Source organism: Sphingomonas sp. GC_Shp_3 (assembly GCF_026540945.1).
Taxonomy (GTDB): domain Bacteria; phylum Pseudomonadota; class Alphaproteobacteria; order Sphingomonadales; family Sphingomonadaceae; genus Sphingomonas.
This window is the reverse complement of record NZ_JALNUT010000010.1, coordinates 66,406-93,025: the sequence shown is the minus strand read 5'-3', so window position 1 is coordinate 93,025 and position 26,620 is coordinate 66,406. Positions and strand designations below refer to the sequence as shown.

Here is a 26,620-nt window from a genome sequence, read left to right as displayed (position 1 = left end):
CGCTAGTCAATAGGTAGGGCAGGGGGCGTCCATGTCGTTAGCAAGGCGGCGCAACGTAATCCCGGTTGACCGCCAGCGCGCCGTAGATCTCGTTAAGGGCGATCCCACGATCGAATAAATAGGGCGTGATTGCTCACTTGGCAGGACCGCGACAGCGCCCGAAACACCATACGAGCGGCGCTCGCGTGCACAGGCGCACGGGCGATCGCCAACCACCAACACGACGCAGTCTGTGGCAGGCCGGCAGGGGAGGGGGCAGCCTGATCTGGCGCCGTCAATCTGCTTTCGGGTATCCTGCTAGGCCGCGCTGAAGCGAGCGCCGGCCGTCAGCCTCCGTCGGCGCAACACCCAGACAGGCCGTGGCTGCCAAGATTGGGGAACCGCTGCGTTCGATCCCAGCCAATGCGCTTACCGCATAGAATGGCGGATCGAAGGTCATCCCTTGCCCACGCTAGGTTCGATCAAATCCCATCGGTTTCCGTAGAGGTCTTCGAAGACCGCCGCCGTGCCATATGGTTCATGGCGAGGCGCTTCAACAAAACGGATGCCCCGCTGCGTGTAAGCGAGGTGGTCACGGGCAAAGTCGTCTGCTTCGAGAAACAGGAACACGCGACCGCCGCTTTGATCGCCGATCGCCTCACGTGGCCGGTCGCCAACCGCTCGCGCTAGCAACAGTCCGTTTGCCGCACCATGCGGCGCGACCACCACCCACCGCTTGTCATCGGTCAGCACGGTATCTTCACGCAGTTCGAAGCCAAGCTTCTCGACGAAGAAGAGAGCGCGGTGTCATATTCGTCGACAAGGAGAGCGGTCAGGTTCAAGCGTTGAGGCATCCGATGAGGCTGCCCTAATCTGGATACTAGGCCAACGCCGGCTTCTCGTCTGGATGGTGGACCTGGAAGCCTAGCCTAGCGACGCAAGCTGGCTTGCCACCGCTTTGCCGCCGTGTTTCGAAATAGCCGTCGCGATTGCCCGGGCATCCGCTTTGTCGATCGCTGCAATTTTAACCCGCTCGAGCGCTGCGGTTAGAACCGGACGACCAGCGTCTCGAGCCGTCTGCTCCGCCGCCTTTGCCTGTTCGTCCAGATGAGCAAGTTCCGCTTTTAGAGCTTCCCGCCGAGCCTCGATTGTTGCGAGATCGACGGCGTTTCTTGATCGAGCCATTCTTTGAATCCGGTTCCAATAGAGAACAACTTACCATGTTGCGGGCAATCCGGGAGATAGCAGGTAGGCGTACCTAATCGTACAAACGCCTTGCGCCGGCGCCACAAGAACGAAAGTTACTTGTAGCAAGCATACAGTCAATCACTTTTCACCTCCGCGTTTGGAGTGATTTAGCTCCAAAAAGGTCGTTGTTTCATGAGAACAGGCAATTACTAGGGATGGCAGGATATGCCTCACGGCACCAATGTTTAACATTGGTTTGTGGGGCGCCGCTGCACGGGGCTTTTGAGATGAATGTAGGCCTGCGGTTGAAGGACGATTTGGTCGCCGAGATCGACCGCGTTGCCGCGGCGAATGGGCAGACCCGAAGTCGCTGGATGGCAAACGTATTGGCCAACGCAGTGCTGGCTCCGGAGAACGATGACATTCCGGTGATGCCGATTCAGGGTAGGGGGGATCCCGACGATCTCATTCGCGTCACCGTCCGCCTCGACCGGAGCGAGGTCGAAGGCATCGACACCGTAGCGGCGCCGATGAAGATGACGCGAAACGAATGGATCAAACGCACGCTTCGCTGGCAGCTTTGGGACAAGGCGGGCGTGCTGAGGCTGGCGCCAGCCACCCAGGCTGAGATCGTCGCGTTGCGCAAGCAGGTGCTTCTGATCGGCCGGAACATCAACCAGGCGGTCCATGCGATGAACGCCGCCAACCAGCCCGAAAGCTCGCTCGACATCGCCCGCGTCGCCGGTCCCCTCATCGAGAAATGTGAGGAACTGAAGACGCTGCTGTTTACGACCCGGCTGGGCCTATCTGCTTCGATCGGGGCAGAGGTCGGGTACTGGACCGAAACCTACCGAGCGTCAGGAGCGTGAGCTTCCGCTTCTCTTCTGGAACGATGGACTCCATGGCGGGCGTCTTCGCGCCGCCGAAGAAGTACCGCCTCGGGACTGGAGGCGGCAACGCAAAGGGCCCGAGAACGGGGGGCACGATGCTCGGTCTTGCCGTTGCGTCGATGTTCCCGAAAGCCGCATCCTCGTCGGGGACGTCGCGTGCCAGTGCGCAGGCTAAGCACGCTTTCGGGGGCGGAACGCAGGCCCGAATGAGCGGCCAGGCGACCATGGCTGCGGATCGCACATCGCGTCGCGTCCCCGAGGTCATGGTGCGGATCACGGGGCGACAGCATGGCGGCGGACACGTCATGGCCAACTTCGCCTACATCAGCCGGCTGGGTCACGGTTCCGACGAGGAACTCGGTCTTGAAACGAGCGAGGGCGTCATGCTGCGTGACGGACGGGACATGCAGATTCTCGCGACGGATTGGCATAGCTTCGAGATGGACGGGGACGCCAGACGCAAGGGTGCGACGTCCATTTCGATGATCCTCTCGATGCCGACGGGGACCGATCCGGAGCGTTTGAAAGCGGCGGCCCTGGACTTCGCACGCGAGGAGTTTGCGAACCGGTCGTGGGTTGCCGGCCTTCACGTCGATCGCGACCATCCGCACGTTCACATCACGATCGCGCGTCGCGATTTTGACGGGCGCCGCTTTCATCCGGACCGGGATGATCTGTTTCGATGGCGGCAACGCTTCGCCGAGAAGCTCCGCGAACGCGGCATCGAGGCCAACGCCACGCCGACCAGGGCGCGCGGTATTGACCCCGCGCATGAGCACATTGCGGTACAAAAGATGCGCGACAAGGGGCAGGTTCCGCGGCTCGATAGGAGCCGGGCGGAGCGCGCCATGCGCCTCCGCGACCAGGGTATATCCGACCCGGTCGAGGCCATTATTGCAAGTCGGCAGGCCATCGTTCGCGCGACCTATATGCGATCCGTCGCGGAGCTGTCGGCTTCGCCCTCCCTCGCCGATCAGGTGGTGGCACAGAGCCTCGGGCGGTTCGTCGCGGCATTGCCGCCGCCCGAGCCCAACTCCGCTCGGGCGATGCGTGCCGGTTCACCGTCCCGCACGCGCGGCGCGATTGTCGATGCTCGGACGCGCCCCGCTGTTGCGGATCCCGGGCCCGATCCGATCGCCGCAGCACTGGAACGTTCTCGCGTCTTGCGTGGAAAGCTGGAGGCCAAGCAAGCACTTCGGGAGAGACCCGAGCGGACCGAAGACACGCCGCATGAACGCCGACCTTCGGGGGTATCCGAGCGCCTTCGCTCGCTTATGGACGAGGCCGAACGGCAGGCCACGGCACCGACGCCAAGCAAGCCGGAGGAGGTCCTTCGCGAGATATTGGATCGCGACCGCGCCACTCGGGACCGAGTGCGTTCGCCGGATAAGGGTGGGCCAGAACGATGAGCACGGACAAGGTAAGCGTTGCTCTTGCAGGCGTTCTGGATGCGTTGACGTTCGTGCAGGAGCAGCTCGATGCGCTGACCGCGAGCACCCAGCGCATCGAGGCGACACACAAAGAGATCGTCCATAGGCTCGACACGATCGATGCGGGCCAGGCCGCCGTGACGGATCTAACGCCGATCCTCGAGATGATCCTAGGGCGATCGATCGGCGATCGTGAAATCATGAAGACGCAACTCGGTACGATTGCGGCGGCGATCGGCTTCGCCCATGCCGCCGCTAACGGTAACCGAGCACCCCTGCCTGTCGCAGTAGCCAGCGATCCGCTCCTCGAGCGCTTTATCCTGACTCAACCCGCGGATCTGTTATCGGACGAGCGGTCCTTGACGGACTGGCGCAACGCCGCGTCGGCCGCCAGCACAGCCGAGCTTATTGTTCTCCTGAACCGGCAGTATCAGCCCTCACCAACGGATACCCCGGAGACCCGGGTCCTGCGCTACCGCCTGGCGGCACTAACGCGAGCCGAGATCAAGGGGAGGGGGGCTGCGCCGCCGGCACCACCGGGCACCACCGTGGCGGTCGATCGTACAGCCTCGGCTTGCCTGATAAGGTCCCACGAACTCGCCGAGCTATGGCGTGCAGGGGAAAGCGCAGCGCTTTACGGCGAACCCGAACTGGCGGGCGCCATAGATATCTTCGACGATGCAGAGCGCAGGCTGGGGCCTGCGGCTGGGGAGCATTCTCTACCCGAGCTGGTCTCGCTTCACAGCGATCTAGCCAGCCGCATCGAGGCAGGCGATCGACCGGACATCGGTGACAGTCGCAGGGCTTCCAGCAACGACCGTGCGACTGCGGTCGAGGTCACCAAGGATCGTTAGACGAAGTACGTTAAAGCGGATCGGCGGGTTCCGACCAACTCACGCCGTTCCTCAGCAAAGGGGTAAATGGCGGCTTCTCTCAAAACCTGCCACTCACCCTACGCGAACACGATGTTCGGCTTCGCGACCCCTCCCAGCCATCCCCCTGTTGAGTGAGAGGCGATTGACCTGCCATGTCGGAAAACACCCGTTTGTCGTGCATCCAGGATGGCGACAGGGTTTTCCGCCGTAATCGATGCCTTCAGGGACAAAGGCGTCGTCCCGGCACGGCCTGCTGAACAACAGCTACTGCCAGATCCGGCCGCTCGTGGGCGATGTCCCGTCCTACTATGGCGCAAATCTGGTGGAGTGCGGTCAGACAGGTTTCAGCAAGGAGATGGCGATCGCGGGCGGTCCCACAAAGGATGGCGTTTTGAGAATGCCGATGCGTACCTACCGCCGCTGCAACCCGATCACGTCCAACAGCGCATCCGCGGCTTTCGTGCGATAGCGTTCCTTATGCCGCAGCCCGAAGAAGGGGCGAGGAGCGAATGTGATCGGTGCGACGTGCAACAGACCTGCCTTGATGGCCGGATCGACCACCAGCGCGGACAGGACAGCAACGCCCGCCCCAGCCTCCACGGCCGTTCGGACGCTTTCGTTAGACGGCATCGTCAGCGCGACGTCGAGGGCAGCCGGATCAACCCCCAAGCCGCGCAACTGGCTATCCAACGTCGATCGCGTGCCTGATCCAGGCTCCCGTTGCACCCAGCGTGCTCGTCGGAGCCATGTCGCGTCGATGTCGACGTCGCCGAAAGGCTGTGCTCCGACGAGCAACAGCCGGTCTTCGCCGATCGGCCAATGCGCCAACGCCGGATCTTCGATCTCGCCCTCGACAATACCCAGATCGGCCTTGCCGTCATTGACGTGTACCGCGGCCTGCCCAGTGTTGCCGATCGACAGTTCGATACCGATCGCCGGATAGCGCTCATGGAAAGTTGCGAGGATGGGCGGCAACCAGTAGGCGGCGATGGTCTGGCTGGCGACGACGCGCAGCGTGCCCTGCTTCAGCCCGCCAAGCTCCTCCAGCACCGTCTCGGCCGCGTCGGCCCGCGCAAGAACTCCGCGAGCCTCGGTCAGGAACAGCCGTCCGGCCTCTGTCAGAGCGATGCCGCGCCCGACGCGGTGGAAGAGCTTGATTGCGTGTCGCTCCTCAAGCGCGGCGATGGCTGCGGAAGCCGCCGACTGCGTGATGTTTAAGGCCCGCGCCGCGGCGGTCATATGCTCGCGCTCGGCCACGCCGACGAAGATGCGCAGTTGCTCCAGTGTCATCCCGCACCTGATATAGAAACCGATCACGAATGACGATCGAGATGACAACAAGTCTGCGTTGGAGTGATCGGTAGGCAGGGTTTAGATCGTACGGCGGAAGGAACACCGCCGTGTCCAGTTTTGCCTATAACCATCGTATATTCCAGACCGTCCAGACTAGCAGACTTCCCGCGCTGCTGCCCGGCGTCGGCCTCTGCCTTGCCGTCACCGGCGCGGCCTACGCGCTGGAGGCGGGGGAGCGCACGCTAGCCGGCAAGGCGTGGTTGGAGGCGCTAGTGCTCGCCATCCTGATCGGCACCGCTGTGCGCAGCCTGTGGACGCCGGGTGACAGGTGGCATGAAGGCATCGCGTTCAGCGCCAAGTACTTACTGGAGGTGGCGGTCGTCCTGCTCGGTGCTTCGGTCAGCGCCGCGACCATCTTGGCGGCCGGACTGCCGCTCCTCGCCGGAATCGCCGGCGTGGTCGCGAGCGCGATCCTGCTCAGCTTTGGCATCGGCCGATTGCTCGGCTTGCCGACGCGGATGGCGCTGCTTGTGGCTTGCGGCAATTCAATCTGCGGCAACTCCGCCATCGCGGCTGTGGCACCGGTAATCGGCGCCGACAGCGACGACGTAGCCGCCTCGATCGCGTTCACGGCGGTACTGGGCGTGGTGGTAGTGCTTGGCCTGCCACTGCTCGGAATTGCGATCGGCATGAGCGGGCTCGCCTTCGGGGCCCTCGCCGGGCTCACTGTCTATGCCGTGCCGCAGGTGATCGCGGCGGCCTCGCCGCTCGGCACCGCCGCCGTGCAGATGGGCACGTTGGTCAAGCTAGTTCGCGTGCTGATGCTCGGACCGGTATGCCTCGTATTGTCGTTGGTGGCACCGCGCCTCACGCCGCAAGCTGTGCCGGAAGGCGAGTTCGTGGCCGGTGCCCCTTCGGTCAAGCGAATGGACCTCGCCCACCTCGTGCCCTGGTTCATCATCGGCTTTCTTGCGCTGGTCGCCTGCCGTTCGCTGGAGCTGGTGCCGCCTGCCACAATCGCACCGATCGGCCGGAGCGCCACGCTGCTAACCGTCGTTTCCATGGCGGCACTCGGGCTCGGCGTGGACGTTCGCACCGTCGCCAAGGCCGGGGGCCGCGTGACTATTGCGGTCGTGTTGTCGCTGCTCGGCTTGGGCGCGATCAGTCTGACGCTGCTGGCCGCGCTGCACATCGCATGATCGGGCAAGATAGTGAGGATGAGGCCGGGGCCAAGCCGATCGTCAGGCGTTACAATAGCATGAGCGAGCTGATGATCGAGCGGAACCCCGAGCCCTACAACGCCGAGCCGGTGCCTGGCGCCTTGATCGAGCGGTTCTTGACGCCACAGAACTTGTTCTATGTGCGCAGCCATGGGCCCGTGCCGGACCTGCCGGCCGATCACCGGATTGAGGTGGGCGGGATCAGTGTGGGCGAGTGCTCCATCTCGATTGCGGAGTTGAAGGCGCGCTTTCCGGTCCGGACTGTCACGGCTGTGCTTCAATGCGCCGGCAACCGCCGGACCGATCTCCAACAGGTGGGCAAGACTTCAGGCGATCCATGGGACATAGGCGCGATCGGCAATGCCGAGTGGACGGGCGTGCGGCTCGCAGACCTGTTGGATGCAGTTGGAGCATCGGACGCGTCCAACCTGTTCGTCTGCTTCACCGGCGCTGACGAGGTGGATGTGGAAGGCGAGGTGGCACCGTTCGGCGTCTCGATCGCTATGACCAAGGCGCGGGCGCCCGACGTGCTGCTCGCCTGGGCGATGAACGGCGAACCGCTGGCACCCGAGCACGGTGCGCCGTTGCGTCTGGTCGTGCCAGGCTATGCTGGCGTGCGTAGCGCCAAGTGGCTGACCCGGATCGAGGTCAAGGACACGCCCTCCGAGGCGCCGATCCAGGCGCACGATTACAAGCTTTTTCCGGCCGACGTGACCAGCGAGACGGCGGACTGGACGCAAGGGCTGACGATCAACGCCATGCCGCTCAACGCCGCGATCTGCTCGCCTGGTTCGGGCGAGAGCCTGCCCGCGGGCAAGGTCCGGATCGAGGGCTATGCCGTCGCCTATGAGCGCGGCGTGTCGCGGGTAGAGGTGTCGCTGAACGGCGGTCGAGACTGGCGGCAGGTCGATTTCTCCGACGATCCGGACGGGCAGTGGAGCTGGCAGCGCTGGTCGCTAGATGCGGAACTGCCCAAGGGGCGCCAGCACCTTGTGGTGCGCGCGTTCGACGATGCGGGCCAGGGTCAGCCCGAACTACCCGATACGATGTGGAACTTCGCCGGATACCTCTGCACGGCCTGGCACCACGTCCACGTGCTGGTCGAGTGAATCCGCCGCCTTTGTCGGTCGATCTCGCCTTCTGGGTCGACGCGATCGGCAGGATGATCGTGGCGACGGCGGCCGGCATGACGCTCGGCTGGGAACGGTCACGCGAGAACCGACAGATCATGGGTCTGCGGACGCTAGGGCTGGTCGGGCTCGCGAGTTGCATCGCCGTCCAAGCGATCGTCCACAGCGGCTTGCCGAACGTGAACGCCGATGCAGCAGGTCGGGTGATGCAGGGCATCCTATCCGGCGTCGGCTTCATCGGCGCGGGCGCGGTCCTGCGCGTCGGCAGCGGGCAGGAGGTGCATGGGCTGGCAACGGCGGCGTGCATCTGGGTGTCAGCGACGCTCGGAGCGGCAGCGGGATTGGCGGTGTGGCCACTGCTTGTGGGCGGTCTGCTGCTGGCGATGCTCGTGCTGTTCGTCGGCGCACCGCTCGAACGCCGTATCCGCGAACGCGCCCGGCAGACCCCGGCCGAAGCGGACCGGCGGGACGCCGAGCAGAAACCCTGAATAATCCTTGGCGCGAAACGGTGTACCAGTAGTTTTGCAGACGGAGGACTTCATGAGCGATATCGACAAGAAGAAGCCCACCACGCAAGAATCGGCCGAGATTCTGGAGCTGGAGGAGTCGGTCCGCGCCAAACACAAGGCGAAGGTTGACAACGTCAAGGAAGATGATCGCTTCTGAGCCGGTTGGCGCCGCTAAGCCGGGCTGAAGGAGCGAACGAGAGCGAGGCCGCCGAACAGCGCGAGCACGCCCAGCCCAACCGATCCGACAACATAAAGGGCAGCTTGCCCGACTTCGGCTCTCTCCTAATGCAAGGCCGCTTCCAGCGAGAAGGTCGAGAAGGTCGTGACGCCGTCCAGCCCGCCGGTGGTGAGGAACAATCGCCATCCCGGGCTCGATCCGCTTCGCAACAAGAACCAGCCCCCCAGCAGACTCATAAGGAATGAGCCGAGCACGTTGATGATGGGCGTTCCGATCGACAGGTCGGGGCCGAACAGGCGCAGGCTGAGGCCGTTCAGCCCATACCGCAGCATGCCGTCGGAACCAGCCCCGGCGAACACAATCAGGTATGGCCCCATGCCTCAGCCAACCAGCTCGGCCGTATCCGCATCTTCCTGGCGCAAGCCCGCCGGGCTGACCGTCCAATGCTCCAGGTGCTTGTAGACGATGACCTTGTTCGCAAGCAGGTCGCCATGCGCCCGGCAGAAGCCTTCGAGCTGCTCGCGCTGGCCGATCAGTTCGACACACATGGTGAGGTGTGGATCGGCGATCTCGGCGCCGTTCTCATGCACCGGGCCGTGGTTGCTGTAGCCGTAGTGGGTATAGTGGGCGACAGCGTTCATGATTCCGTCCGCCTTGGCCTGCGCGACGAGCGTTCGGTCGAGCGGCTTGGCAGCCCAGCGTGAGCGCGTGCCCGGCTTTACCGCCTTATCGGCTAGCTTCATGTAGATGCGGACCAGCCGATCTCGGTCTGCGACACGTGGTGGGCGTCGGACATGGATAAGCCTTCCGTGAGGTAAGGAGCGAACAGGTCTGAAAGGTCGGACACGGGACGGAGCGCGCGCGCATCGCGCAGCGTCAGGTCCGGCGGCAGGGTGCTGCCCGCCCGCTTCGGCACCGCCACCCGTTGCGACAGGTAGATGCCGTTATGCCCGGAGCAGGCGTAAGCGACGAAACAGGCGACCGCGACCGGCACTGCGGTCTCGGCGCCGAACAGCTCGACGCCCATGATCGTGCAGGCGAGCGGCGTATTGGCCGCGCCCGCGAACACCGCCACGAAACCGAGCGCGGCAAGGAGGTCGACGGGGACACCGATCGGGCCGGCGAGCGCATGACCCAGCACCGCGCCGATGAAGAACAGCGGCGTGACCTCGCCGCCCTTGGGCGGCGGCTCTTCGCCTGCTCCGCCGGCCACAGCAATCGGATGGCTGCGAGCAACAGTATCGGTCCGTCAGTTATCCTGCCGTTTCGGGCCTGTCATCCGGCAACCATACAGTTTCATTTCTACATCGGATTGACGTTGCCGCACCGCGGCGACATATAGCGGCCGAAGGCGATGGATTTCCGCCTGGCTATGTTGGCCGAACCGCCCTCGCAAGGGCCGATGATTCCTACCGGGCGCCGCAAGGCAGCAAGGAGGAATTGTGCGCGCGACGTTTCGCAATCTCTATAACGAATTAAATTTGGCCGCTTTTTTTCGCGATCGCCATGACCATGCCCTGTCGGTGTTGCGCTGGACGCTGATCCTCGTGCCGATGGCGGCGCTGGTGGGAACACTCTGCGCGGCTTTCCTCTGGAGCCTCGACGCCGCGACACAGGCGCGGTTCGACTATCCCTGGCTGCTTTACCTCCTGCCCTTAGGCGGAGCGGCGGTCGCGTTGCTCTATCACCTGACCGGCCGTTCGGTCGAAGCGGGCAATAATCTCATCGTCGAGCAGATACACGAGCCCGGAGGCGGCGTTCCGCTGCGCATGGCACCGTTGGTCTTCATCGGCACGATCGCCACTCATCTCTTTGGCGGTTCCGCAGGGCGTGAGGGCACTGCGGTCCAGCTCGGCGGCAGTCTCGCCAGCGCCGTTGCCGGCCTCTTCCGGCTCGATCCTGCCAGCGTCCGCATTCTGCTTATGGCAGGTGTCGCAGCCGGCTTCGGTGCGGTCTTCGGGACCCCGCTCGCCGGGGCGGTGTTCGCACTCGAGGTGCTGGCCGTCGGACGCATCGAATACGGCGGCATCATCCCCTGTCTGCTAGCCGCGCTGGTCGGCGACTGGGCATGTCACGCCTGGGGCATCCATCATACGCCTTACCACATCACCTATGTGGCCTCCGCGAGCGGTGCCTTGTTCGTCGAGCCGGTGTTGCTCTTCAAGGCGGCAATAGCCGGCGTAGCGTTTGGTCTCGCCGGACTTGTGTTTGCAGAAGCCAACCACGCCTTCGGCGGAGTTTTGAAGCGCCATATCCCTTACGGCCCTGCGCGTGCGGCGCTGGGCGGGGTGCTGGTCATCGCGCTGGTCTGGATCGTTGGTACACGCGCTTATCTCGGCCTAGGCGTATGGTCGGCCATTCCCGGTGATCCCACGATCGCCGGCTTTTTCACCGGCCCTGCCGATCGGTGGAGCTGGGCGCTCAAGATGCTGTTCACGGTCGTGACGCTTAGCGCCGGCTTCAAGGGCGGCGAGGTGACCCCACTATTTTTCATCGGCGCAGCGCTCGGTAATGCGCTCGGTTGGCTGCTTGGCGCACCGCTCGATCTGTTCGCGGGACTAGGCTTCATTGCGGTGTTCGCTGGCGCGGCCAATACGCCGCTCGCCTGCACGATCATGGGGATCGAGCTGTTCGGAGCGGCCCACGCCGTCCCAATCGCAGTCGCTTGTTTCATCGCCTACATCTGCTCGGGCCATAACGGCATCTACCTGTCGCAGCGGATCGCGGTGCCAAAGCGCGCGTCTCGCGCGCATACCGGGGCTGCGACCCTGCGCGATGCTCGTGCGTCACGGCGCGGCCCCCGTCCATCCCCGACCCCCGTCATCACCAAGGAGCATGACTGATGTCTCAACAGCATAAGGTGACGCCGAGCGAGATCGGTATGATCCGCATCTATCTAAAGCCATCCGACAAGATCGCGACCGGATCGCGCAGCTTCTGGTCGCGCAAGCCGCTCTACCGTGAGCTTGTCGCGCAAGCGAAGCGCGACGGCATCATGAACGCGGTCGCTCACAACACGCACTACGGCTACAGCAATCACGGCCCGGTGCGCGAAAATGGTTCCGAAATCGCCGATCCGCACCTGACCATGTGTGTCGAGTTGATCGGGCAGCGCCACGAACTGGAACGCTTCTGCGAAGCACATGGCGAGATCCTTGGTGGCAAGGTTATCGTCTACAAGCATCTCGAACACTGGAGCATTGGCTCTGCCGGTATCCGTCACGAAGATGCCGCGCCCGCGATCCTCGCGGCAGAGCCGGAGTGAGCGCGAGGATGAGAAGCACCGCTTCAGCGTCCTGGCTCGTCTGGGCATTGGGCTCCGCCGGCTTCGCCGCGATGACCGCGATTTTCGCGAAGATCGGCGTCGAAGGGATCGACTCCGATTTGGCCACGCTCTTTCGGACGCTGGTGATAGTTGCCGTGCTGACCATCCTTCTTGCGGTCACGGGCAAATTTCAGCCACTCGATGCGATCAGTCCGCGAAGCTGGCTGTTCCTTGCCCTTTCGGGCCTTGCGACGGGTGCCTCCTGGATTTGCTACTTCCGCGCCTTGAAGATCGGCGATGCCGCCCGCGTCGCACCGATCGATAAGCTGAGCGTCGTCCTCGTCGCGGTGCTCGGCGTGGCGTTTCTCGGTGAGCATCTTTCCACCCGCGGCTGGCTTGGGATCGTCCTGATCGGTGCGGGAGCCGTGCTCGTCGCCCTTGCCTGAACCTCGAAACCGGAACCCAACGATGCGCCTCCTTGCGACACTCTCTGCGACCCTGGTCCTCACGGTCTCGCCCACGGTTCAGGCGCGCACGCCAAAGCGCCACCCGGCGCCCCACAATGTCATTCTTGTCGTGATCGACGGCCTGCGAGGCAAGATCGTCACATCCCAGAGCGCGCCGACGCTCGCGCAATTGCGGGACACCGGCACCTATTTTTCCAACAGCCACTCGGTCTTCCCGACGTTCACCACCGCCAATGCGTCGGCGCTCGCAACCGGTCACCAGCTCGGCGACACCGGAGACTTCAGCAACACGATATGGACTCGTGCGCCGATTGCTGCAGCTGCCGGCAGCGTGACGCCCTTCCTCGAGAACGATGCTGTTCTGGGCGAGGTCGACGAGCATTTCGGGGGCAATTACCTCAACGAGACCACCGTTCTCGAAGCGGCGCGGCAAGCAGGGTACGGCACGGCCGCGATCGGCAAGCTCGGTCCCGCATTGATCCAGGACCATCGTGCACGCGACGGAGCCACCACACTCATCATCGACGATTCAACCGGGCGTCCCGGCGGGATTCCGCTGTCTGCCGACGTTGCCGCTCGCCTCACGCAGGCAGGGCTTGCGCTGCAAGCACCGGACCGCGGCAGTAACGGACGGTCCGGGGATGCCCGAATCCCCGGAACGACGAGTGCCAACCGCGTGCAGCAGGACTATCTGATCGACGTCGCGACCCGGGTCGCTTTGCCGGTCTTCCGAAAGCAGCACCGGCCGTTCGCCATGGTGTTCTGGTCGCGCGATCCCGATGGCACGCAGCACAATCAGGGCGACAGCCTCAATCAGCTGACGCCGGGCATCAACGGTCCCACGACCTTCGCCGCGATCCGCAATGCCGACTATGATCTAGCGAAGCTGCGCGCAGCACTCGATCGCTTGGGTCTTGCGAAGACGACCGACATCATCGTCACGTCGGATCACGGCTTCTCTACGATCTCCAAAGAAAGCCGGACCAGCTCCGCAGCACGCGGGCGCTATGTCGATGTTCCCGAAGGTTTCCTACCGCCCGGCTTCCTTGCGCTTGATCTGGCGTCCGCCTTGAACATGCCCGTATTCGATCCAGAAGCGGGCAACACGCGGGTCGCGGACGGCAAGCATCCGAGCCGCGGCAACGCGGTGCTCGGTGCCGATGCGACGAGACCTGACGTAGTGGTGGCGGCAAATGGCGGGTCCGACCTCCTCTATCTACCGACCCGCGATCCTGCCCTAGCGGCACGGGTCGTTTCCGCACTGCTGGATCAGGACTATGTCAGCGGTATCTTCGTCGATGACCGCCTGGGAGCAATCGCCGGAACACTGCCGCTTTCCGCGATCAATTTGAAGGGCGAGGCACTCCCGCCGGTGCCGTCGATCGTCGTCAACTTCCGATCCGCCAACACCGGGTGTGCGATTGCGACAAACTGCCAGATCGAAGTCTCCGATACGACCCTCCAGCAGGGGCAGGGCATGCACGGCAGCTTCGGCCGCGGTGACACATTGAACTTTACCGCAGCGACCGGCCCGGACTTCAAGCGCGGCTTTGTCGATCCAGCACCGGTCAGCAATGTCGACGTGGGCCGCACCATGATGGCATTGCTGAATCTCCTCCCCACCCCGCGCGGCCATCTGACCGGCCGGGTACTGCGCGAGGCGATGCCGGGTGGAACGGTGCCGCGCTACGAGGGTCGCGAAGAGCGCTCGCAGCCTGCTGCCAACGGCCTCGCGACCGTCCTGCAATATCAGCAGCTGGGCGGCATCCGCTATCTCGATGCCGGCGGCTTCCCCGATCGGACGCTCGGTATAGGAACAGCATCCGTCCCATCGGGTGAAAAGGCGATGCGGCGATGAACCGGCTCCCACAGATTTGGCTCGTCCGTCACGGTGAAACCGCTTGGAGCGTTTCGCGGCAGCATACGGGACGGACTGACATCCCGCTGACCGAGGCAGGAGAAGCCGCGGCGAAACGAATAGCCGAACGTCTGCCAAGCTTGGACTTTACCGCCGTCTGGTCGAGCCCTTCGATACGGGCGCGCCGGACCGGGGAATTGGCCGGTTTCGCGACCCGCCTGGTGCCTGCCGACGATCTCGCAGAATGGGATTACGGCGCCTACGAGGGACGAACCACGAAGGAGATCCTCGCCGATCGCCCGGACTGGAACCTGTTCCGCGACGGCTGCCCGCAAGGAGAGTCTCCGGAGGCGGTCGCAGCCCGAGCCGATCGCGTCATCGCATCGCTGCGTGGGCGCAACGCCGATGTCCTGATCTTCTCGAGCGCTCATATTCTCCGCGTGCTGGCAGCGCGCTGGCTCGGCTTACCCGTCAGGGCCGCTGCCTATTTCCTGCTCGATACGGCCAGCATCAGCGTCCTCGGGTACGAACATGATGGCGACGAGCCGGTCATTCGGTCGTGGAACCAGTCATGATGCGCCTTGTGACGCGGTACTTCGCGTATCCAAATGAGGGTGCCTCGATGGGATGGGCGGGGAAGAGCCGTCCTGCGCCGTCGCAAAGGTTCAAACGATCCGGTGCCCAGCATTCCGGAAACTTCACACACGCCTTCACCCCCGCCCGGGAGACGATGCCATGAAACTGCTTGCCGTGATTGTCGGTGCCGACAGCGCTGCCGCCTGCCTCGATGCGGCGGTTCTCGCCGCCAGATCTCTTGGCGAGTCATCGATCGAGGCCCTCAATGTTGTCGTCGATCCCGAGCAGATCGCGGTTGCGAGCGAGGAGATCGACTTTCAACGCCTACGCGTGCGCGACGAGGGGACAGCCCAAGAGCGCGCGGATGCGGCGCGGGCTGCCTTCGTTGCCTGGACCGCAGCTGCCAGCGATGACACACCCGAGGTCGCCTGGCGCTCGATCGTCGGCACCGAGGAAGCGACGGTCAAACAGGAGGCCGCAAATGTCGATGCGCTAATCGTCATCGCGCGCGAGCAGACGATGGACGGCGGTGACGCCCTGCACGCCGCAATTTTTTCGACCGACAAGCCCGTCCTCATCGTCCCGGCTGGGTGGAGAGCCGGCGCGCGAACCGGCTTCGAGCACATGGCCGTCGGGCTCAGCGACAGTGACACAGCGCGCCACGCCATTGAGGAGGCCGCCCCGTGGCTTCGTGTCGCCAAGCGTGTCACGGCAATCCGCATCGGCGAAGAAACCGATCCGGCGCTGGGATTGGAAACACTGCTCGACGAAATCTGTGTTCGTCACGAGCTGCATGTGGTGCCGCGCTCTAGCGACAATCTGGGTGCCCAGCTCGTCGCCGAGGCGAAGGCGATCGGTGCCGAGCTTCTCGTAACCGGCGCCTATCGGCACAACCAGATCATCGAGTGGTTCATGGGCGGCACGACGCGCCACATCCTCGCCGCGGCCGATATACCCCTGCTGATGGCGCACTGAGGGGTGACGATGCTCCCGCACGCGCGTCTGGTCCTCGTTCGACACGGCGAAAGCGAAGCCAACGCAGCCAACCGATTTACTGGTTCTGCGGATCCGGCGCTGACGCCTCTGGGGCACAGTCAGGCCGAGGCGATCGCACACCGCTTGATCGCGCAGGGCATTCGGCCGGCACGGATTTTCCGCTCTACCCTTCGGCGTTGCGCGGACACGACGGCTATCGTCACTGCCGTGATGGGGGCACCAGATGTCCCTATTACGGTAGACCGGTCGCTCAACGAGCGCGATTACGGTGCGCTCACTGGTCTCAACAAGACCGAGGCGTCGGATCGCTACGGTAAAGATCAGGTCCGCCAATGGCGACGCTCCTATGCGGCTGCCCCGCCACACGGCGAGAGCCTGCGCGACACCGTCGCGCGCGTGCTCGCCTATTACGTTCGGACGATGCTGCCTGCCGTGATGAGTGGCGGCACGACACTCGTCGTCTCCCACGGCAACGCGTTGCGGGCGCTGGTTATGGCGCTCGACGGCCTTGATGCCGCCCGGGTCGAGACCCTCGATATCCCGACCGGAGGCGCGATCCTCTACGATTTCAGTTCCACGACCGCGATCATCGGTCGCGCTATCCGTCAGTGACAAGGACTCCGACCATGCCGGCCAGCAGCCACATCACCAGCCTCCGTGCCCTCGAGATCCTCGACTCCCGAGGCTATCCGACTTTGTCCGTCACCGTGACCTTAAACAACGGCATCACAGCATCGGCATCGGTGCCGTCGGGTGCGTCGACAGGCGCACATGAGGCCGTCGAGCTCCGCGACAACAACCCCGATCGTTTCGCCGGAAAGGGTGTTCGGCAAGCCCTGCAGAACGTCGAAGGCGAAATCGGCAGCGCGATCATCGGAATGGATGTCTGCGCGCAGCCGGACATCGACCGGGTGATGATCGAACGCGATGCCACGCCGAACAAGGCGCGGCTTGGCGGCAATGCGATTCTGGGTGTTTCGATGGCGGTCGCGCGCGCCGCATCATCGGTGCTCGGGCAGCCGCTTTACGAGACGCTCGCCTGTACGACCGACTACCTCCTTCCGATGCCGTGCATGAACGTCCTGAATGGTGGCAAGCATGCCGATAGCAGCCTCGACTTTCAGGAATTCATGATCGTTCCGGTGGGAGCCTCCAGCTTCGCCGAAGCGATGCGCTATGGTGCGGAAACCTATGCCGCATTGCGCGACCTCCTCCATGCTCGCGGCCTCAAGACGGCAGTCGGCGACGAAGGCGGATTTGCCCCGAACCTCAAAAGAAACGAGGCCGCCTGCGAGTTGATCGTCGATGCGATCGAAGCCGCGGGTTATCGACCGGGTACAGACATCGCCATCGCGCTCGATCCAGCCGCATCGTCCTTCTCGGATGGGGAGCAATACGATCTTGCGCGGTCGGGAACGGGCCTGCTCGACCGCGCAGGCTTGCTCGCGCTCTACGGGCGCTGGATCGATGCGTATCCGATCGTTTCGATCGAGGACGGGTTCGGTGAGGAGGACTGGCAAGGGTTCATCGACCAGAACGCAGGCCAGGGTAGCCGGATCCAGATCGTCGGCGACGATCTCCTGGTCACCAATCCCCGGATCATTCAGGAAGGCATCGCTCGAAAGGCTGCGAACGCGGCCCTCATCAAACCCAATCAGATCGGCACCGTCACGGAGACGATCGAGGCGGTTCGCATCTGCCACGCTGCGGGATGGGGAACGATGGTGTCGCACCGGTCGGGCGAGACCACGGACGCCTTTATCGCCGATCTCGCGGTTGCGGTCGGCGCCGGGCAAATCAAATCCGGCGCACCCTGCCGGGGTGAGCGGTTGGCCAAATACAACCGACTGATCGAGATCGAAGCCGAGCTCGGCGCCAAAGCACGTTTCACCAATCCCTTCGTGTCGCGACTGAAGCCCCGAACGTGACGGATCTACCCTCGCTGATCGCTCCGATCGTCCTCGGCATCGTCGAGGGATTGACCGAGTTCATCCCGGTTTCCTCTACCGGCCATCTCATTTTGACCGAACGACTGATCGGCTACGAAGGGCGGCAAGCCGGGATCATCGATGTCGTCATTCAGGTCGGGGCGATCCTCGCGATCTGCTGGTTGTACCGCGCGCGGCTCTGGTCGGTCGTCTCCGGCTTGTCGTCCGATGCCGACGCCCGCCGCTTCTCGAGAAACGTGCTGGTCGCCTTCCTCCCCTCGGTCGTGGTCGGCGCGTTGGCGCATGATTTCATCAAGCGCCTTTCGGTGCACCGTTTCCAATTGTTGGTCGCCGCTCTCCTCTCGGTGACGGCAGTTCAGATGATAGTGACGGGGTGAACGATGCCGATCTGGCTTGGCTTTCTGGTCGTGTTCCTGGGCTCGGGCGTGGGCGGCATGCTGCGTCACGGCGTCGGCATCGTGGCACTACGTCTTATGGGGCCAACCTTCCCTTGGGGAACCTTGGCCATCAACGTGGTCGGCTCGGCGCTGATGGGCATGATGATCGGCCTGTTTGCCGCCAAGAGCATCGAAAATGCGGAGTTGCGCCTGTTCGTGACGACGGGACTTATCGGCGGATTTACGACCTGGTCGACCTTCTCGCTCGATGCCGTGACATTATGGGAGCGCGGCGAGACCGGCGCCGCGATCGGCTATGTGCTGGCAAGTCTTGTTCTCTCGGTCGTCGTTCTGGCGATTGCTCTCGTTATCACCCGACGGTGGGGATGATTTCGGAACGATCGGCGCGCGGGCCGCATTGGATTCAGAGTTTCCATCGACCTTTAATCGGACGTCTTTTCCATGCTCAAATATCTCGCTGCCGGCGCGCTGGCACTCGTCATCGCTTCCCCCGCCCTCGCTGACGACGATCGGGTGACCCCGCGCCAGCGGGCCTCGACGCTTACCGCCTTGAAGCGGATCGGCTGCACTGCGCCACGCTCGATCGAGCGCGACGATGGTGGCTTCGAGGTCGACGACGCACGCTGCCGTGGCGGCCGCTATGACATCAAGCTAAACCGCAACTTCAAGGTCGTTTCCCGCGAAAAGCAGGACCGCGACGACGACTGATCCGACGCCTGCGCGTCTCCTCGCATCTAATAGCGAGCCTTTGGCGTTGATGCTTTAAAGGAGACGCATATGGCCGAGACGGACAAGGATGAGCCGACCACGCAGGAAACCGCGGAGATGGTCGAAGTTGGCGAAATGGTCGCCTCGGAGAAGCGTAAAGACGACCGATCGTCTCCAGAAGCGCCGGGGCCAGGGGACAAGATCGAACGTCGCCAGGATTGATCGCGTAGTCGGCTTCGGTGGTCGACGACTAACAGCCCAGCAGGCCGTTTGCAGGTATCGCACAGTAGCCGCTCCGATTATCCCATCGCGTCGGGGCGAGGTCAAACACCGCGAGGGGGTGTCGTGGTCGCGATACTCGACAAGTCCGTGGTCGGGTCGAATTCAACGCGAGCTTCCTTGCGCTCGGAATAGCGGTCGACGAGCTGTGCCGCGTGCGGGCGCAGCAGCACCGTGAACCGCACCAGTTCTTCCATTACGTCGACGATGCGGTCATAATAGCTCGACGGCTTCATGCGATCGTCCTCGCCGAATTCGGCGAATGCCTTGGCGACGCTCGACTGGTTCGGTATCGTCACCATTCGCATCCAGCGGCCGAGCACGCGTAGCGTGTTGACGCTGTTGAACGACTGCGATCCGGCCGACACCTGCATGACCGCAAGCGTCCGGCCTTGTGTAGGACGCATCCCGCCCATCGAGAGCGGCAGATGATCGATCTGGAGCTTCATGATGCCGGTGATCTGGCCGTGGCGTTCCGGGCTGCACCACACCTGACCTTCCGACCACAGCGATAACTGCCGCAGCTCGTGGACAGCCGGATGATCGTCGCCGGAGTGTTGGTCAGGCAGCGGCAGGGTGGAGGGATCGAAGAGGCGCGTGTCACAGCCGAAAAATCGAAGAAGGCGCGCCGCTTCCTCGACGCACAGGCGGGAATAGGACCGCTCCCGCAGCGAACCATAGAGCAACAGGATACGCGGTGCGGGATCGAGTGATCCGAGCCCTAGGGCCGGCCGCTCGATGGCATAGGCAGGATCGAGCGCTGGCAAGGTGTCGGGATCGTGGAGAGTGCGTAGCGGCATCAGGCGGTTCGTGGTCCCAAGAGGATGATGCAGGTGCCGATCAGACAGAGCGCCGCTCCACCGACATCCCAGCGATCGGGCCGTACGCCTTCGACGGTCCAGAGCCAAGCAAGCGATGCACAGATGTAAATGCCGCCGTAAGCGGCATACGCTCGTCCCGCGGCATCGCTGTCCACGCGGGTGAGGAGCCATGCGAACAGGATCAATGAGACGACGCCGGGACCAAGCCACAAAGGTGACTTCGCCATGCGAAGCCAGGCCCAGAACGCAAAGCATCCGCTAATCTCGGCAAGCGCCGCGCCGATGTAGATCAGGGCTGTCATCCGATCGTGATCCTCAATGCCAAGGCGGCAAGCGTGACCAGCAATACCGGCACAGTCAGCGTGATACCGACACGGAAATAATAGCCCCATCCGATCCGAACACCTTTCTGGCCGAGGACGTGGAGCCATAACAGCGTTGCGAGCGAGCCGATCGGCGTCAGCTTGGGGCCAAGATCGCAGCCGATGACATTGGCGTAGATCATTGCTTCTTGCACGGCGCCAGTGGCATGGGTCGCGTCGATCGACAGCGCGCCCACCAGTACGGTCGGCATGTTGTTCATCACGGACGACAGGATGGCCGCGATCACGCCTGTCCCGAACGCCGCCCCCCACACGCCGCCCTGAGCGGTGCGATCGAGAAGCGCCGCCAGATGGTCGGTCAGGCCCGCGTTTCGCAGCCCGTAGACGACCAGGTACATGCCGAGAGAGAAGATCACGACCTGCCACGGTGCGCCGCGCAGCACCTTGCCGGTCTGGATCACATGGCCCCGTCCCGCAATTACCAGCAGCAGGATTGCACCGGCAGCGGCGACGGCGCTGACCGGCACGCCAAGCGGTTCGAGCAGGAAGAAGCCGGCCAGCAGCAGCGCGAGGATGATCCACCCGGCGCGGAAGGTCGCGACGTCGCGGATCGCTTCTCGGGGCGCGCGCAGCGCCCCCACGTCATAGTCTTCTGGGAGGTCGCGCCGGAAGAACAGCAGCAGGGCGCCGAGCGTGGCGGCGATCGACACCAGATCGACCGGGACCATCACGGACGCATATGTGCCGAACCCGATCTTGAAGAAGTCGGCCGACACGATGTTGACGAGGTTCGAGACCACCAGCGGCAGGCTGGCCGTGTCGGCGATGAACCCGGCCGCCATGACGAACGCCAGTGTCGCCTTGTCCTTGAAACCTAGCGCGCGCAGCATGGCGATGACGATCGGCGTGAGGATCAGCGCCGCACCATCATTGGCGAACAACGCCGACACCGCCGCGCCGAGCAGCACGATCAGGACGAAGAGCCGGCGCCCATGTCCCCTGCCCCAGCGCGCAATGTGGAGCGCCGCCCATTCGAAGGATCCAGCTTCATCGAGCAACAGGCTTATGACAATGATCGCGACGAATGCAGCCGTCGCGTTCCAGATGATGCCCCAAACGACCGGCACGTCTGACAGCGTGACGACGCCCGCGAGCAGCGCCAAGACGGCCCCGCCCATCGCGCTCCACCCGATTCCGAGCCCCTTGGGCTGCCAGATGACGAGCACGATCGTGACGACGAAGATCAGGACGGCAAGAAGCATCAGGCGATGCGCTGGCCCGAGGCGTCCACCACCTGTTGTCCGTCTTCCTTCGCGAACGCGCCGCGCTGATCGCCCGGCAGCAGATCAAGCACGGCTTCGGACGGCCGGCAGAGCTTCACGCCGAGCGGTGAGACGACTATCGGCCGGTTGATGAGGATCGGGTGCGTCATCATCGCATCCACCAGCGCGTCGTCGGACAGCGACGTGTCGCCCAGGCCGAGCTCCGCATAGGGCGTACCCTTTTCGCGCAGCAGCTCGCGGGGCGTTATGCCGGCGCGGTCGATCAGCTCGACCAGCAGCGCGCGCGAGGGCGGGGTTTTCAGATATTCGACCACGTGCGGTTCGATGCCGGCATTGCGGATCAGGCCGAGCGTGTTGCGCGACGTGCCGCACACGGGGTTGTGATAGATCACGATATCGACGGCCACGGGCGTCCTTTCAGGAGCAGGGGGTGAGTTCGGCGATCAGCGGGGCGCACAGCTCCGCGTTGCCGGCGCAGCAATCCTTGACGAGGAAGAGCGTTAGCGCGCGCAGGCCGTCGAGATCGGCACGATAGATGATCGAGCGGCTATGACGTTCGGATCGCACCAGCCCGCCACGGGCGAGGATGCCGAGGTGTGCGGACATCGTGTTTTGCGGTACGTCGAGCTGACGGGCGATTTCGCCGGCAGCCAAGCCATGCGGTTCGTGCCGCACCAACAGGCGGAACACGTCGAGGCGTGTTCCTTGTGCGAGCGCGCCGAGCGCTGAACTTGCCGTGTGGCTTTCCATATATCCAGAATAGCAGCTATATAGTTTCGGTCCAGACGTTTATAGCACCAAGTAGGCAGGCAGTCGGCACCCTACGCTCTTTTCCGAAGTCCCCAACGAGTGGGGCGGGACCCCGCGGGCACGGCTCTATCGGCCCGCTGGGCGTGCCGACCGAGCCATCGTGCCGGCGTCTCGGCCCTGCCGGGTGACGATTCTCGCGTAAGGTGTGCCACATGGCACACCTGCGAACGCGCAGGGCGCGAGCAGTGTTTCGATTGGCGTCGACGCCCTCCCCCGGAGGCCACGCCGCACAGCACTTCGCGCGCAGAACCGCGTGTCGTGAGTTGATGGGCTTAGCCTGATCCCCCCGATACGTCGGGCGCAGCCTTCGGATCCGGGTCCTGCGCCTTGCCCTTCACGGCCCCCGGCAGCTTCGCGCTCATGCCGGTCAGGTACGCAACGATCGCTGGCACGTCGGCTGCGGCGACGGGAGCCTTGTAGACCTCGCGCATCTTGGTGACCTCCGCGGTCCACTGGTCGGCGGAGAGTGGCGGCTGGTTCAGCGCCATGCTCGCCGAATGACACGAGGTGCAGTTCGCATTGATGACGTCGGCATGCGGGCCGTCGGGATATTGCCCTTCATCGGTTGGAAGATCGACCGAGGTGGAAGCCAGCGAGAACCCGCGCGCCGAGACGCTCGGCGGTGGTGGCGCGGTCGGGGCGGCAGGCGGCGCGGCGACACGGCTGTTTGGGGCACCGATCGCGACAAGCAGAACGGCGAAGACACCGACCATCCCGAAGGACAGTGTGCTGATGGATGGCGTTTTCATTGGGGACGCTCCTCAGCCGACGACGATGTTGGTAGTTTCGATGTTACCGCGCATGAACCCGCCAGGGTTCCAGATCGGCGTCATCGGCTGCGCGATACCGGCAGTGTTCCAGCAGCGCGACATCAATCTGGTCGGGCCCGCATGCGTGAGCGGAACCTGCGCATCCCAGCGGCGAAAACTGTATTTGCCGTGATCGGGGCCGAGCACCGTCTTGTACCAGGTCTTGCCGTTGTCGGTCGACACATCGACCTTGGCGACGCCGCAATCGCCCCCCATCGCAATGCCGCCCAGCGGGATCGACCGGTCGAACGCGATCGCCTGCCCTTCGTCGAGGCTCGTGACCCAACTGCGCGGGATCATCTTGTTGATCGGGACGGCCGGGAAATCCTTCTGGCCAGGCCGCACGTTCGCGCCTGGCGTGTCAGGGATCTTGTAAGCCTTGGCCATCCAGTAACCGTCGTCGGGCGCGGCAAGCACCTCGATGTCGTTCAGCATCTTGACCCAGTAGGTCGAATACCAGCCGGGTACGATCAGCCGGACCGGGAAGCCGTTGAGGAGCGGCATCTGTTCGCCGTTCATCCCGAAGGCGAGCATCACTTCGCCGTCGCGTGCGTGGTCGATCGACAGTGACTTGGCGAAATCCGGTCCACCCGCGACCACCGGCTGGTCGAGCGCACCAAACCGCACCGCGACCGCGCCCGGCTTCACCCCGGCGATGTCGAGCACGTCGCGCAGGCGCACGCCGAGCCATTTGGCGTTGCCCATCGCCCCGTGACGCCACTGCGCTCCGGCAACGGGCGGCTGGAACAGCGCACGCGAATTGCCCGAGCATTGGTTGATCGCGGCCAGCTCGACGCGCGGCAGCTTCAGCAGTTGCGCGAGCGAGATCGATAGCGGCCGCGTGACCGCGCCGTGCACCTTGATCCGGAACGCCTCGACATCGATCGCGGTCGGAATATCAGCCCAGTGCCAGCGGACGAAGAACTGGTCGTTTGGCGTGAAGACGTCGCCATTGAACACGCTCATCGGCGTTTCCAGCAAAGGCGGGTGGATCCGCTGGAGGATCATGTTGCCCTTGCCGGGGAACGCACTGGTCATCGGCCGTTCCGACGGACCGCCCGGCAGGTGCAGATCGACCATGCTCTGAGCCAGCGCGGGTGCGGCGATCAGCGCACCGCTGCCGACCGCGGCCTCTGCGAGAAAGCGACGGCGGTTCGTCGCCTGCGCCAGTTTCATATCCAGGCTGTCCACCAACATTCTCCCATTTCTGTCATGATCTGTATGCGCGCCCCGTCCGCCGGTCTGCCCGGTACGGGTCGATCAGATTCGCCGGTTCGATCCGGCAGGACGATCAGTTCGGCCCATCAATTGGCTTGGGCAATGCAGGGCGACACGAACAGGTTGCCGCGCCAGCCGCCCGCGACCGTCTTAGCGCCGACCAGCAGCCACATCGCGGCGAGTGCGATCGTGAGGACGGTGCCCACGATCCCGAAAAAGCCGAGCTGGAGCGTCGTGCCGAGCTTGAAGGTGGCGACCGTGTAGACGCCGAGCGGGAAGGTATAGCCCCACCACCCAAGGTTGAACGGAATGCCTGCGCGCCAGTAGCGGATCGTAATCAGCGTCGCGAGCGCCAGCCACCACAGCCCGAAGCCCCAGAGCAACAGCCCGGCGATCGTGCCGATTCCCTGCGCTACCGCGCCGATCTGGCCGAGGCCGTTGGCGGCGAGGATCGCGGGCGCGTCGCTACCGAGCACCAGCATCCCGAGCGCACCGGTGCCGATCGGACCGAGCGCGAGCCAGCTCGAGGCGGCCATGCTCTCGTGCGGCAGCTTGTGGAGAGCCATCCGCAGGATCAAGATTGCGAGAATGCCGAACGCGACCGGCACCGAATAGGCCCACAGGACATAAGAGGTCGCCAGCACCACGAACTGATGATGGGCGTCCGCCAGATGCGGTGCGAGCAGGCCTCCGCTCGCGCCTGCGACCTCGGCCGCGACCACCGGCAGCAGCCAGACCGCAGTCATGCCGTCGAGCGAATGTTCGTGCCGGGTAAACATGAGGTAGGGGATCGCTACACCGCAGGCGAGCGACATCGCGACGTCGATCCACCACAATGTCTCGGCGATCGGGATCACGCCGGCGCCGAACCGCGGCAGGCCGAACGCCAGGAACCCGTTGATGATCGTCGCGAGGCCCATCGGGATCGTACCGATGAACATCGATACGGTGTTGTGCCCGAAGATCCGACGCGCCTCGTGCCCGAACATCGTCCAGCGCGCGGTGTAGAGCCCGGCGAACAGCGTGAAGAGCGCGATGTTGAAATACCACAATGCCTCGCCGACCGGGTGCAGCGATGCGGCGACGCCCGGCACCTGCGGCAAGGCCAGCGCGAGGATGCCCGTGCCCATCGTAGCGGCGAACCAGTTGGGGGTGAACTGGCGGATCATCTCGCGCGGAGAATCAAGCCGGCTGAGCGGCTTCAGACCATCGAGAACGGGTTTCAGATCGGCGGTCACTTCCCAGTCTCCTTGATGAGATCGGTCAGCGCATCGGCCGCCCGGGTACGATAGCGCTCCTTGTGCCGCAGCGCGTAGAACGGACGCCGCGGCAGACCGAGCGGTAGATCGTGCAACGTTCCGGCGGCGATTGCAGGTGCGACGACATGCTGCGACAGGACCGCGACGCCTGCGCCAGCCTCGACCGCGCTACGCACCGCCTCGTTCGACGGCAGGGTCAGCGCGGTGGTGAGGTCCGACGGATCGACGCCGCGCTGGCGCAACACCTCCTCGAACGACGAGCGCGTGCCCGATCCCTGCTCGCGGACGATCCAGCGCGCGGCGCGGATCCAGTCCTCGTCGATCGTGTCGGCTGCGCGGTCGCTTACCAGCACCATGCGGTCGTTCGCGACCGTCCAATGCGCGAGCGCGGGCTCGTCGATCACACCCTCGACGAAGCCGAGCTCGACCGCACCGTCGAGCACGCGCGCCGCGGCCCCTTCCGTGTTGTCGATCGCCAGTTCTATCGTGATGGACGGGTAGCGCGCATGGAACGCCGCCAGCTGGCGGGGTAGCCAATAGCCCGCGATCGTCTGGCTCGCGACCAGCCGCAGTGTGCCGCGCTCCAGCCCGGCATATTCGGCCAATGCAAGTTCCGCGCTGGCGGCACGGCCAAGCACTGCGCGTGCGTCGATCAGAAACATGCGGCCCGCTTCGGACAGTTCGATCCCGCGGCCGACCCGGTGGAATAGCGGCACGCCATGCCGGGCTTCCAGCGCGGCGATGGCAGCGCTTGCGGCTGACTGCGTCACATTGAGCGCTTCGGCAGCGCGCGTCATGTGCTCGCGCTCTGCGACACCGACGAAAATCCTGAGTTGTTCGAGGGTCATGCCCGATCTCCTTGCCCCAATGATAGGGAAAGGAGATCAATCGCACCAACCAAAGATTACG

At 64.2% G+C, this 26,620-nt stretch carries 32 protein-coding genes, 2 pseudogenes and 1 riboswitch; of the genes and pseudogenes, 19 read left to right on the top strand and 15 right to left on the bottom strand.

Annotated features, from left to right (window positions below; all coding sequences use genetic code 11):
• Positions 1 to 435 precede the first annotated feature (435 nt).
• Together OXR00_RS16460 and OXR00_RS16455 are read right to left on the bottom strand one after the other, a co-directional pair.
• A pseudogene (locus tag OXR00_RS16460) lies at positions 436 to 833 on the bottom strand (VOC family protein).
• A gap of 70 nt (positions 834 to 903) precedes the next feature.
• The gene (locus OXR00_RS16455) at positions 904 to 1,164 is read right to left on the bottom strand and encodes a hypothetical protein (RefSeq protein WP_121905588.1); all 261 of its coding nucleotides are present in this window, start codon (positions 1,162 to 1,164) and stop codon (positions 904 to 906) included.
• A 320-nt stretch (positions 1,165 to 1,484) separates the two neighbouring features.
• Between OXR00_RS16455 and OXR00_RS16450 the strand changes: the two genes are divergently transcribed.
• Genes OXR00_RS16450 through OXR00_RS16440 form a run of 3 tightly spaced genes read left to right on the top strand, consistent with a single transcriptional unit; the run spans position 1,485 to position 4,341 of the window.
• Complete coding sequence (locus OXR00_RS16450; RefSeq protein ID WP_313932034.1) at positions 1,485 to 2,036, top strand: hypothetical protein; 552 nt, start codon at positions 1,485 to 1,487, stop codon at positions 2,034 to 2,036.
• A 32-nt stretch (positions 2,037 to 2,068) separates the two neighbouring features.
• Positions 2,069 to 3,466, top strand: coding sequence for a relaxase/mobilization nuclease domain-containing protein (locus OXR00_RS16445; RefSeq protein ID WP_183128850.1), 1,398 nt, complete (start codon positions 2,069 to 2,071; stop codon positions 3,464 to 3,466).
• Positions 3,463 to 4,341, top strand: a complete 879-nt coding sequence (locus OXR00_RS16440) for a hypothetical protein (protein ID WP_267389339.1) — start codon at positions 3,463 to 3,465, stop codon at positions 4,339 to 4,341. The genes OXR00_RS16445 and OXR00_RS16440 overlap by 4 nt, the downstream gene beginning before the upstream one ends.
• Positions 4,342 to 4,773: 432 nt before the next feature.
• Here OXR00_RS16440 and OXR00_RS16435 read toward each other — a convergent pair whose 3' ends face one another.
• Positions 4,774 to 5,652: a LysR family transcriptional regulator gene (locus OXR00_RS16435; RefSeq protein WP_267389363.1), complete on the bottom strand. Its 879-nt coding sequence runs from the start codon at positions 5,650 to 5,652 to the stop codon at positions 4,774 to 4,776.
• Between the two features lie 110 nt (positions 5,653 to 5,762).
• Here OXR00_RS16435 and OXR00_RS16430 point away from each other — a divergent pair, with 110 nt between their 5' ends.
• The 4 genes from OXR00_RS16430 to OXR00_RS16415 are packed head-to-tail and all read left to right on the top strand — an operon-like array spanning position 5,763 to position 8,671.
• Complete coding sequence (locus OXR00_RS16430) at positions 5,763 to 6,854, top strand: putative sulfate exporter family transporter (RefSeq protein ID WP_267389338.1); 1,092 nt, start codon at positions 5,763 to 5,765, stop codon at positions 6,852 to 6,854.
• A gap of 59 nt (positions 6,855 to 6,913) precedes the next feature.
• Positions 6,914 to 7,984 carry a sulfite oxidase gene (locus tag OXR00_RS16425; protein ID WP_031440360.1) on the top strand — a complete coding sequence of 357 codons (1,071 nt, stop codon included), beginning with the start codon at positions 6,914 to 6,916 and terminating at the stop codon, positions 7,982 to 7,984.
• The gene (locus OXR00_RS16420; RefSeq protein WP_107963382.1) at positions 7,981 to 8,493 is read left to right on the top strand and encodes an MgtC/SapB family protein; all 513 of its coding nucleotides are present in this window, start codon (positions 7,981 to 7,983) and stop codon (positions 8,491 to 8,493) included. The genes OXR00_RS16425 and OXR00_RS16420 overlap by 4 nt, the downstream gene beginning before the upstream one ends.
• 52 nt (positions 8,494 to 8,545) lie before the next feature.
• Positions 8,546 to 8,671, top strand: a complete 126-nt coding sequence (locus tag OXR00_RS16415; RefSeq protein ID WP_258191424.1) for a hypothetical protein — start codon at positions 8,546 to 8,548, stop codon at positions 8,669 to 8,671.
• A 125-nt stretch (positions 8,672 to 8,796) separates the two neighbouring features.
• Here OXR00_RS16415 and OXR00_RS16410 read toward each other — a convergent pair whose 3' ends face one another.
• The 3 genes and pseudogenes from OXR00_RS16410 to OXR00_RS16400 form a co-directional block, all read right to left on the bottom strand.
• The gene (locus OXR00_RS16410; RefSeq protein WP_201780755.1) at positions 8,797 to 9,069 is read right to left on the bottom strand and encodes a CrcB family protein; all 273 of its coding nucleotides are present in this window, start codon (positions 9,067 to 9,069) and stop codon (positions 8,797 to 8,799) included.
• 3 nt (positions 9,070 to 9,072) lie between these two features.
• A complete protein-coding gene (locus OXR00_RS16405; RefSeq protein WP_082471096.1) occupies positions 9,073 to 9,435 on the bottom strand; it encodes a DUF190 domain-containing protein in 363 nt (120 codons plus the stop codon).
• A pseudogene (locus OXR00_RS16400) lies at positions 9,432 to 9,872 on the bottom strand (chloride channel protein); the annotation flags it as partial. The pseudogene OXR00_RS16400 and the gene OXR00_RS16405, both read right to left, overlap by 4 nt.
• Before the next feature lie 161 nt (positions 9,873 to 10,033).
• A riboswitch (Fluoride riboswitch) is annotated at positions 10,034 to 10,111 on the top strand.
• 23 nt (positions 10,112 to 10,134) lie between these two features.
• Here OXR00_RS16400 and OXR00_RS16395 point away from each other — a divergent pair.
• The 12 genes from OXR00_RS16395 to OXR00_RS16340 all read left to right on the top strand — a co-directional run bounded on the left by OXR00_RS16395 (position 10,135) and on the right by OXR00_RS16340 (position 19,131).
• On the top strand, positions 10,135 to 11,535 hold the full coding sequence (locus OXR00_RS16395) for a voltage-gated chloride channel family protein (RefSeq protein ID WP_056056360.1): 1,401 nt from the start codon (positions 10,135 to 10,137) through the stop codon (positions 11,533 to 11,535).
• Positions 11,535 to 11,957: a DUF190 domain-containing protein gene (locus OXR00_RS16390; protein ID WP_056056363.1), complete on the top strand. Its 423-nt coding sequence runs from the start codon at positions 11,535 to 11,537 to the stop codon at positions 11,955 to 11,957. Before OXR00_RS16395 ends, OXR00_RS16390 begins: the two co-directional genes overlap by 1 nt.
• Before the next feature lie 8 nt (positions 11,958 to 11,965).
• Positions 11,966 to 12,403 carry an EamA family transporter gene (locus OXR00_RS16385; RefSeq protein ID WP_056056364.1) on the top strand — a complete coding sequence of 146 codons (438 nt, stop codon included), beginning with the start codon at positions 11,966 to 11,968 and terminating at the stop codon, positions 12,401 to 12,403.
• A gap of 22 nt (positions 12,404 to 12,425) precedes the next feature.
• On the top strand, positions 12,426 to 14,282 hold the full coding sequence (locus OXR00_RS16380) for an alkaline phosphatase family protein (RefSeq protein ID WP_107963383.1): 1,857 nt from the start codon (positions 12,426 to 12,428) through the stop codon (positions 14,280 to 14,282).
• A complete protein-coding gene (locus tag OXR00_RS16375; protein ID WP_267389337.1) occupies positions 14,279 to 14,857 on the top strand; it encodes a histidine phosphatase family protein in 579 nt (192 codons plus the stop codon). The genes OXR00_RS16380 and OXR00_RS16375 overlap by 4 nt, the downstream gene beginning before the upstream one ends.
• 160 nt (positions 14,858 to 15,017) lie before the next feature.
• Complete coding sequence (locus tag OXR00_RS16370; protein ID WP_267389336.1) at positions 15,018 to 15,833, top strand: universal stress protein; 816 nt, start codon at positions 15,018 to 15,020, stop codon at positions 15,831 to 15,833.
• Positions 15,834 to 15,842: 9 nt separating this feature from the next.
• Positions 15,843 to 16,466, top strand: a complete 624-nt coding sequence (locus tag OXR00_RS16365) for a 2,3-bisphosphoglycerate-dependent phosphoglycerate mutase (protein WP_267389362.1) — start codon at positions 15,843 to 15,845, stop codon at positions 16,464 to 16,466.
• A gap of 14 nt (positions 16,467 to 16,480) precedes the next feature.
• Positions 16,481 to 17,782, top strand: a complete 1,302-nt coding sequence (eno, locus tag OXR00_RS16360) for a phosphopyruvate hydratase (protein ID WP_267389335.1) — start codon at positions 16,481 to 16,483, stop codon at positions 17,780 to 17,782.
• A complete protein-coding gene (locus tag OXR00_RS16355; protein WP_267389334.1) occupies positions 17,779 to 18,180 on the top strand; it encodes an undecaprenyl-diphosphate phosphatase in 402 nt (133 codons plus the stop codon). The genes eno and OXR00_RS16355 overlap by 4 nt, the downstream gene beginning before the upstream one ends.
• 3 nt (positions 18,181 to 18,183) lie before the next feature.
• Positions 18,184 to 18,570, top strand: coding sequence for a fluoride efflux transporter CrcB (crcB, locus tag OXR00_RS16350; RefSeq protein WP_056056373.1), 387 nt, complete (start codon positions 18,184 to 18,186; stop codon positions 18,568 to 18,570).
• Between the two features lie 72 nt (positions 18,571 to 18,642).
• Entirely contained in the window at positions 18,643 to 18,909 is a 267-nt protein-coding gene (locus OXR00_RS16345; protein ID WP_056056375.1) for a PepSY domain-containing protein, read from the top strand.
• 69 nt (positions 18,910 to 18,978) lie between these two features.
• Positions 18,979 to 19,131, top strand: coding sequence for a hypothetical protein (locus tag OXR00_RS16340; protein ID WP_267389333.1), 153 nt, complete (start codon positions 18,979 to 18,981; stop codon positions 19,129 to 19,131).
• Positions 19,132 to 19,232: 101 nt separating this feature from the next.
• Here OXR00_RS16340 and arsH read toward each other — a convergent pair whose 3' ends face one another.
• The 9 genes from arsH to OXR00_RS16295 form a co-directional block, all read right to left on the bottom strand.
• The gene (gene arsH / locus OXR00_RS16335; protein ID WP_267389332.1) at positions 19,233 to 19,988 is read right to left on the bottom strand and encodes an arsenical resistance protein ArsH; all 756 of its coding nucleotides are present in this window, start codon (positions 19,986 to 19,988) and stop codon (positions 19,233 to 19,235) included.
• Positions 19,988 to 20,311, bottom strand: coding sequence for a YnfA family protein (locus OXR00_RS16330; protein ID WP_267389331.1), 324 nt, complete (start codon positions 20,309 to 20,311; stop codon positions 19,988 to 19,990). Before OXR00_RS16330 ends, arsH begins: the two co-directional genes overlap by 1 nt.
• Positions 20,308 to 21,594 (bottom strand): arsenic transporter, encoded by a 1,287-nt coding sequence (locus OXR00_RS16325; RefSeq protein WP_267389330.1) that lies wholly within the window; start codon positions 21,592 to 21,594, stop codon positions 20,308 to 20,310. Before OXR00_RS16325 ends, OXR00_RS16330 begins: the two co-directional genes overlap by 4 nt.
• Complete coding sequence (gene arsC, locus OXR00_RS16320; RefSeq protein WP_267389329.1) at positions 21,594 to 22,022, bottom strand: arsenate reductase (glutaredoxin); 429 nt, start codon at positions 22,020 to 22,022, stop codon at positions 21,594 to 21,596. Before arsC ends, OXR00_RS16325 begins: the two co-directional genes overlap by 1 nt.
• Positions 22,023 to 22,032: 10 nt before the next feature.
• A complete protein-coding gene (locus tag OXR00_RS16315) occupies positions 22,033 to 22,365 on the bottom strand; it encodes a metalloregulator ArsR/SmtB family transcription factor (protein WP_267389328.1) in 333 nt (110 codons plus the stop codon).
• A gap of 332 nt (positions 22,366 to 22,697) precedes the next feature.
• A complete protein-coding gene (locus OXR00_RS16310) occupies positions 22,698 to 23,174 on the bottom strand; it encodes a hypothetical protein (protein ID WP_267389327.1) in 477 nt (158 codons plus the stop codon).
• Between the two features lie 12 nt (positions 23,175 to 23,186).
• The gene (locus OXR00_RS16305; protein ID WP_267389326.1) at positions 23,187 to 24,431 is read right to left on the bottom strand and encodes a molybdopterin-dependent oxidoreductase; all 1,245 of its coding nucleotides are present in this window, start codon (positions 24,429 to 24,431) and stop codon (positions 23,187 to 23,189) included.
• A gap of 107 nt (positions 24,432 to 24,538) precedes the next feature.
• Positions 24,539 to 25,690, bottom strand: a complete 1,152-nt coding sequence (locus tag OXR00_RS16300; protein ID WP_267389325.1) for a TDT family transporter — start codon at positions 25,688 to 25,690, stop codon at positions 24,539 to 24,541.
• On the bottom strand, positions 25,687 to 26,559 hold the full coding sequence (locus OXR00_RS16295; protein WP_267389324.1) for a LysR family transcriptional regulator: 873 nt from the start codon (positions 26,557 to 26,559) through the stop codon (positions 25,687 to 25,689). Before OXR00_RS16295 ends, OXR00_RS16300 begins: the two co-directional genes overlap by 4 nt.
• Positions 26,560 to 26,620: the final 61 nt, after the last annotated feature.

Coding starts and splice junctions, on each gene's coding strand:
- OXR00_RS16455 (WP_121905588.1), bottom strand. CDS start 1,164: ATGGCTCGATCAAGAAACGCCGTCGATCTCGCAACAATCGAGGCTCGG.
- OXR00_RS16445 (WP_183128850.1), top strand. CDS start 2,069: ATGGCGGGCGTCTTCGCGCCGCCGAAGAAGTACCGCCTCGGGACTGGA.
- OXR00_RS16440 (WP_267389339.1), top strand. CDS start 3,463: ATGAGCACGGACAAGGTAAGCGTTGCTCTTGCAGGCGTTCTGGATGCG.
- OXR00_RS16435 (WP_267389363.1), bottom strand. CDS start 5,652: ATGACACTGGAGCAACTGCGCATCTTCGTCGGCGTGGCCGAGCGCGAG.
- OXR00_RS16425 (WP_031440360.1), top strand. CDS start 6,914: ATGAGCGAGCTGATGATCGAGCGGAACCCCGAGCCCTACAACGCCGAG.
- OXR00_RS16415 (WP_258191424.1), top strand. CDS start 8,546: ATGAGCGATATCGACAAGAAGAAGCCCACCACGCAAGAATCGGCCGAG.
- OXR00_RS16410 (WP_201780755.1), bottom strand. CDS start 9,069: ATGGGGCCATACCTGATTGTGTTCGCCGGGGCTGGTTCCGACGGCATG.
- OXR00_RS16405 (WP_082471096.1), bottom strand. CDS start 9,435: ATGAAGCTAGCCGATAAGGCGGTAAAGCCGGGCACGCGCTCACGCTGG.
- OXR00_RS16390 (WP_056056363.1), top strand. CDS start 11,535: ATGTCTCAACAGCATAAGGTGACGCCGAGCGAGATCGGTATGATCCGC.
- OXR00_RS16385 (WP_056056364.1), top strand. CDS start 11,966: ATGAGAAGCACCGCTTCAGCGTCCTGGCTCGTCTGGGCATTGGGCTCC.
- OXR00_RS16380 (WP_107963383.1), top strand. CDS start 12,426: ATGCGCCTCCTTGCGACACTCTCTGCGACCCTGGTCCTCACGGTCTCG.
- OXR00_RS16375 (WP_267389337.1), top strand. CDS start 14,279: ATGAACCGGCTCCCACAGATTTGGCTCGTCCGTCACGGTGAAACCGCT.
- OXR00_RS16370 (WP_267389336.1), top strand. CDS start 15,018: ATGAAACTGCTTGCCGTGATTGTCGGTGCCGACAGCGCTGCCGCCTGC.
- OXR00_RS16365 (WP_267389362.1), top strand. CDS start 15,843: ATGCTCCCGCACGCGCGTCTGGTCCTCGTTCGACACGGCGAAAGCGAA.
- eno (WP_267389335.1), top strand. CDS start 16,481: ATGCCGGCCAGCAGCCACATCACCAGCCTCCGTGCCCTCGAGATCCTC.
- crcB (WP_056056373.1), top strand. CDS start 18,184: ATGCCGATCTGGCTTGGCTTTCTGGTCGTGTTCCTGGGCTCGGGCGTG.
- OXR00_RS16345 (WP_056056375.1), top strand. CDS start 18,643: ATGCTCAAATATCTCGCTGCCGGCGCGCTGGCACTCGTCATCGCTTCC.
- OXR00_RS16340 (WP_267389333.1), top strand. CDS start 18,979: ATGGCCGAGACGGACAAGGATGAGCCGACCACGCAGGAAACCGCGGAG.
- arsH (WP_267389332.1), bottom strand. CDS start 19,988: ATGCCGCTACGCACTCTCCACGATCCCGACACCTTGCCAGCGCTCGAT.
- OXR00_RS16330 (WP_267389331.1), bottom strand. CDS start 20,311: ATGACAGCCCTGATCTACATCGGCGCGGCGCTTGCCGAGATTAGCGGA.
- OXR00_RS16325 (WP_267389330.1), bottom strand. CDS start 21,594: ATGCTTCTTGCCGTCCTGATCTTCGTCGTCACGATCGTGCTCGTCATC.
- OXR00_RS16315 (WP_267389328.1), bottom strand. CDS start 22,365: ATGGAAAGCCACACGGCAAGTTCAGCGCTCGGCGCGCTCGCACAAGGA.
- OXR00_RS16310 (WP_267389327.1), bottom strand. CDS start 23,174: ATGAAAACGCCATCCATCAGCACACTGTCCTTCGGGATGGTCGGTGTC.
- OXR00_RS16305 (WP_267389326.1), bottom strand. CDS start 24,431: ATGTTGGTGGACAGCCTGGATATGAAACTGGCGCAGGCGACGAACCGC.
- OXR00_RS16295 (WP_267389324.1), bottom strand. CDS start 26,559: ATGACCCTCGAACAACTCAGGATTTTCGTCGGTGTCGCAGAGCGCGAG.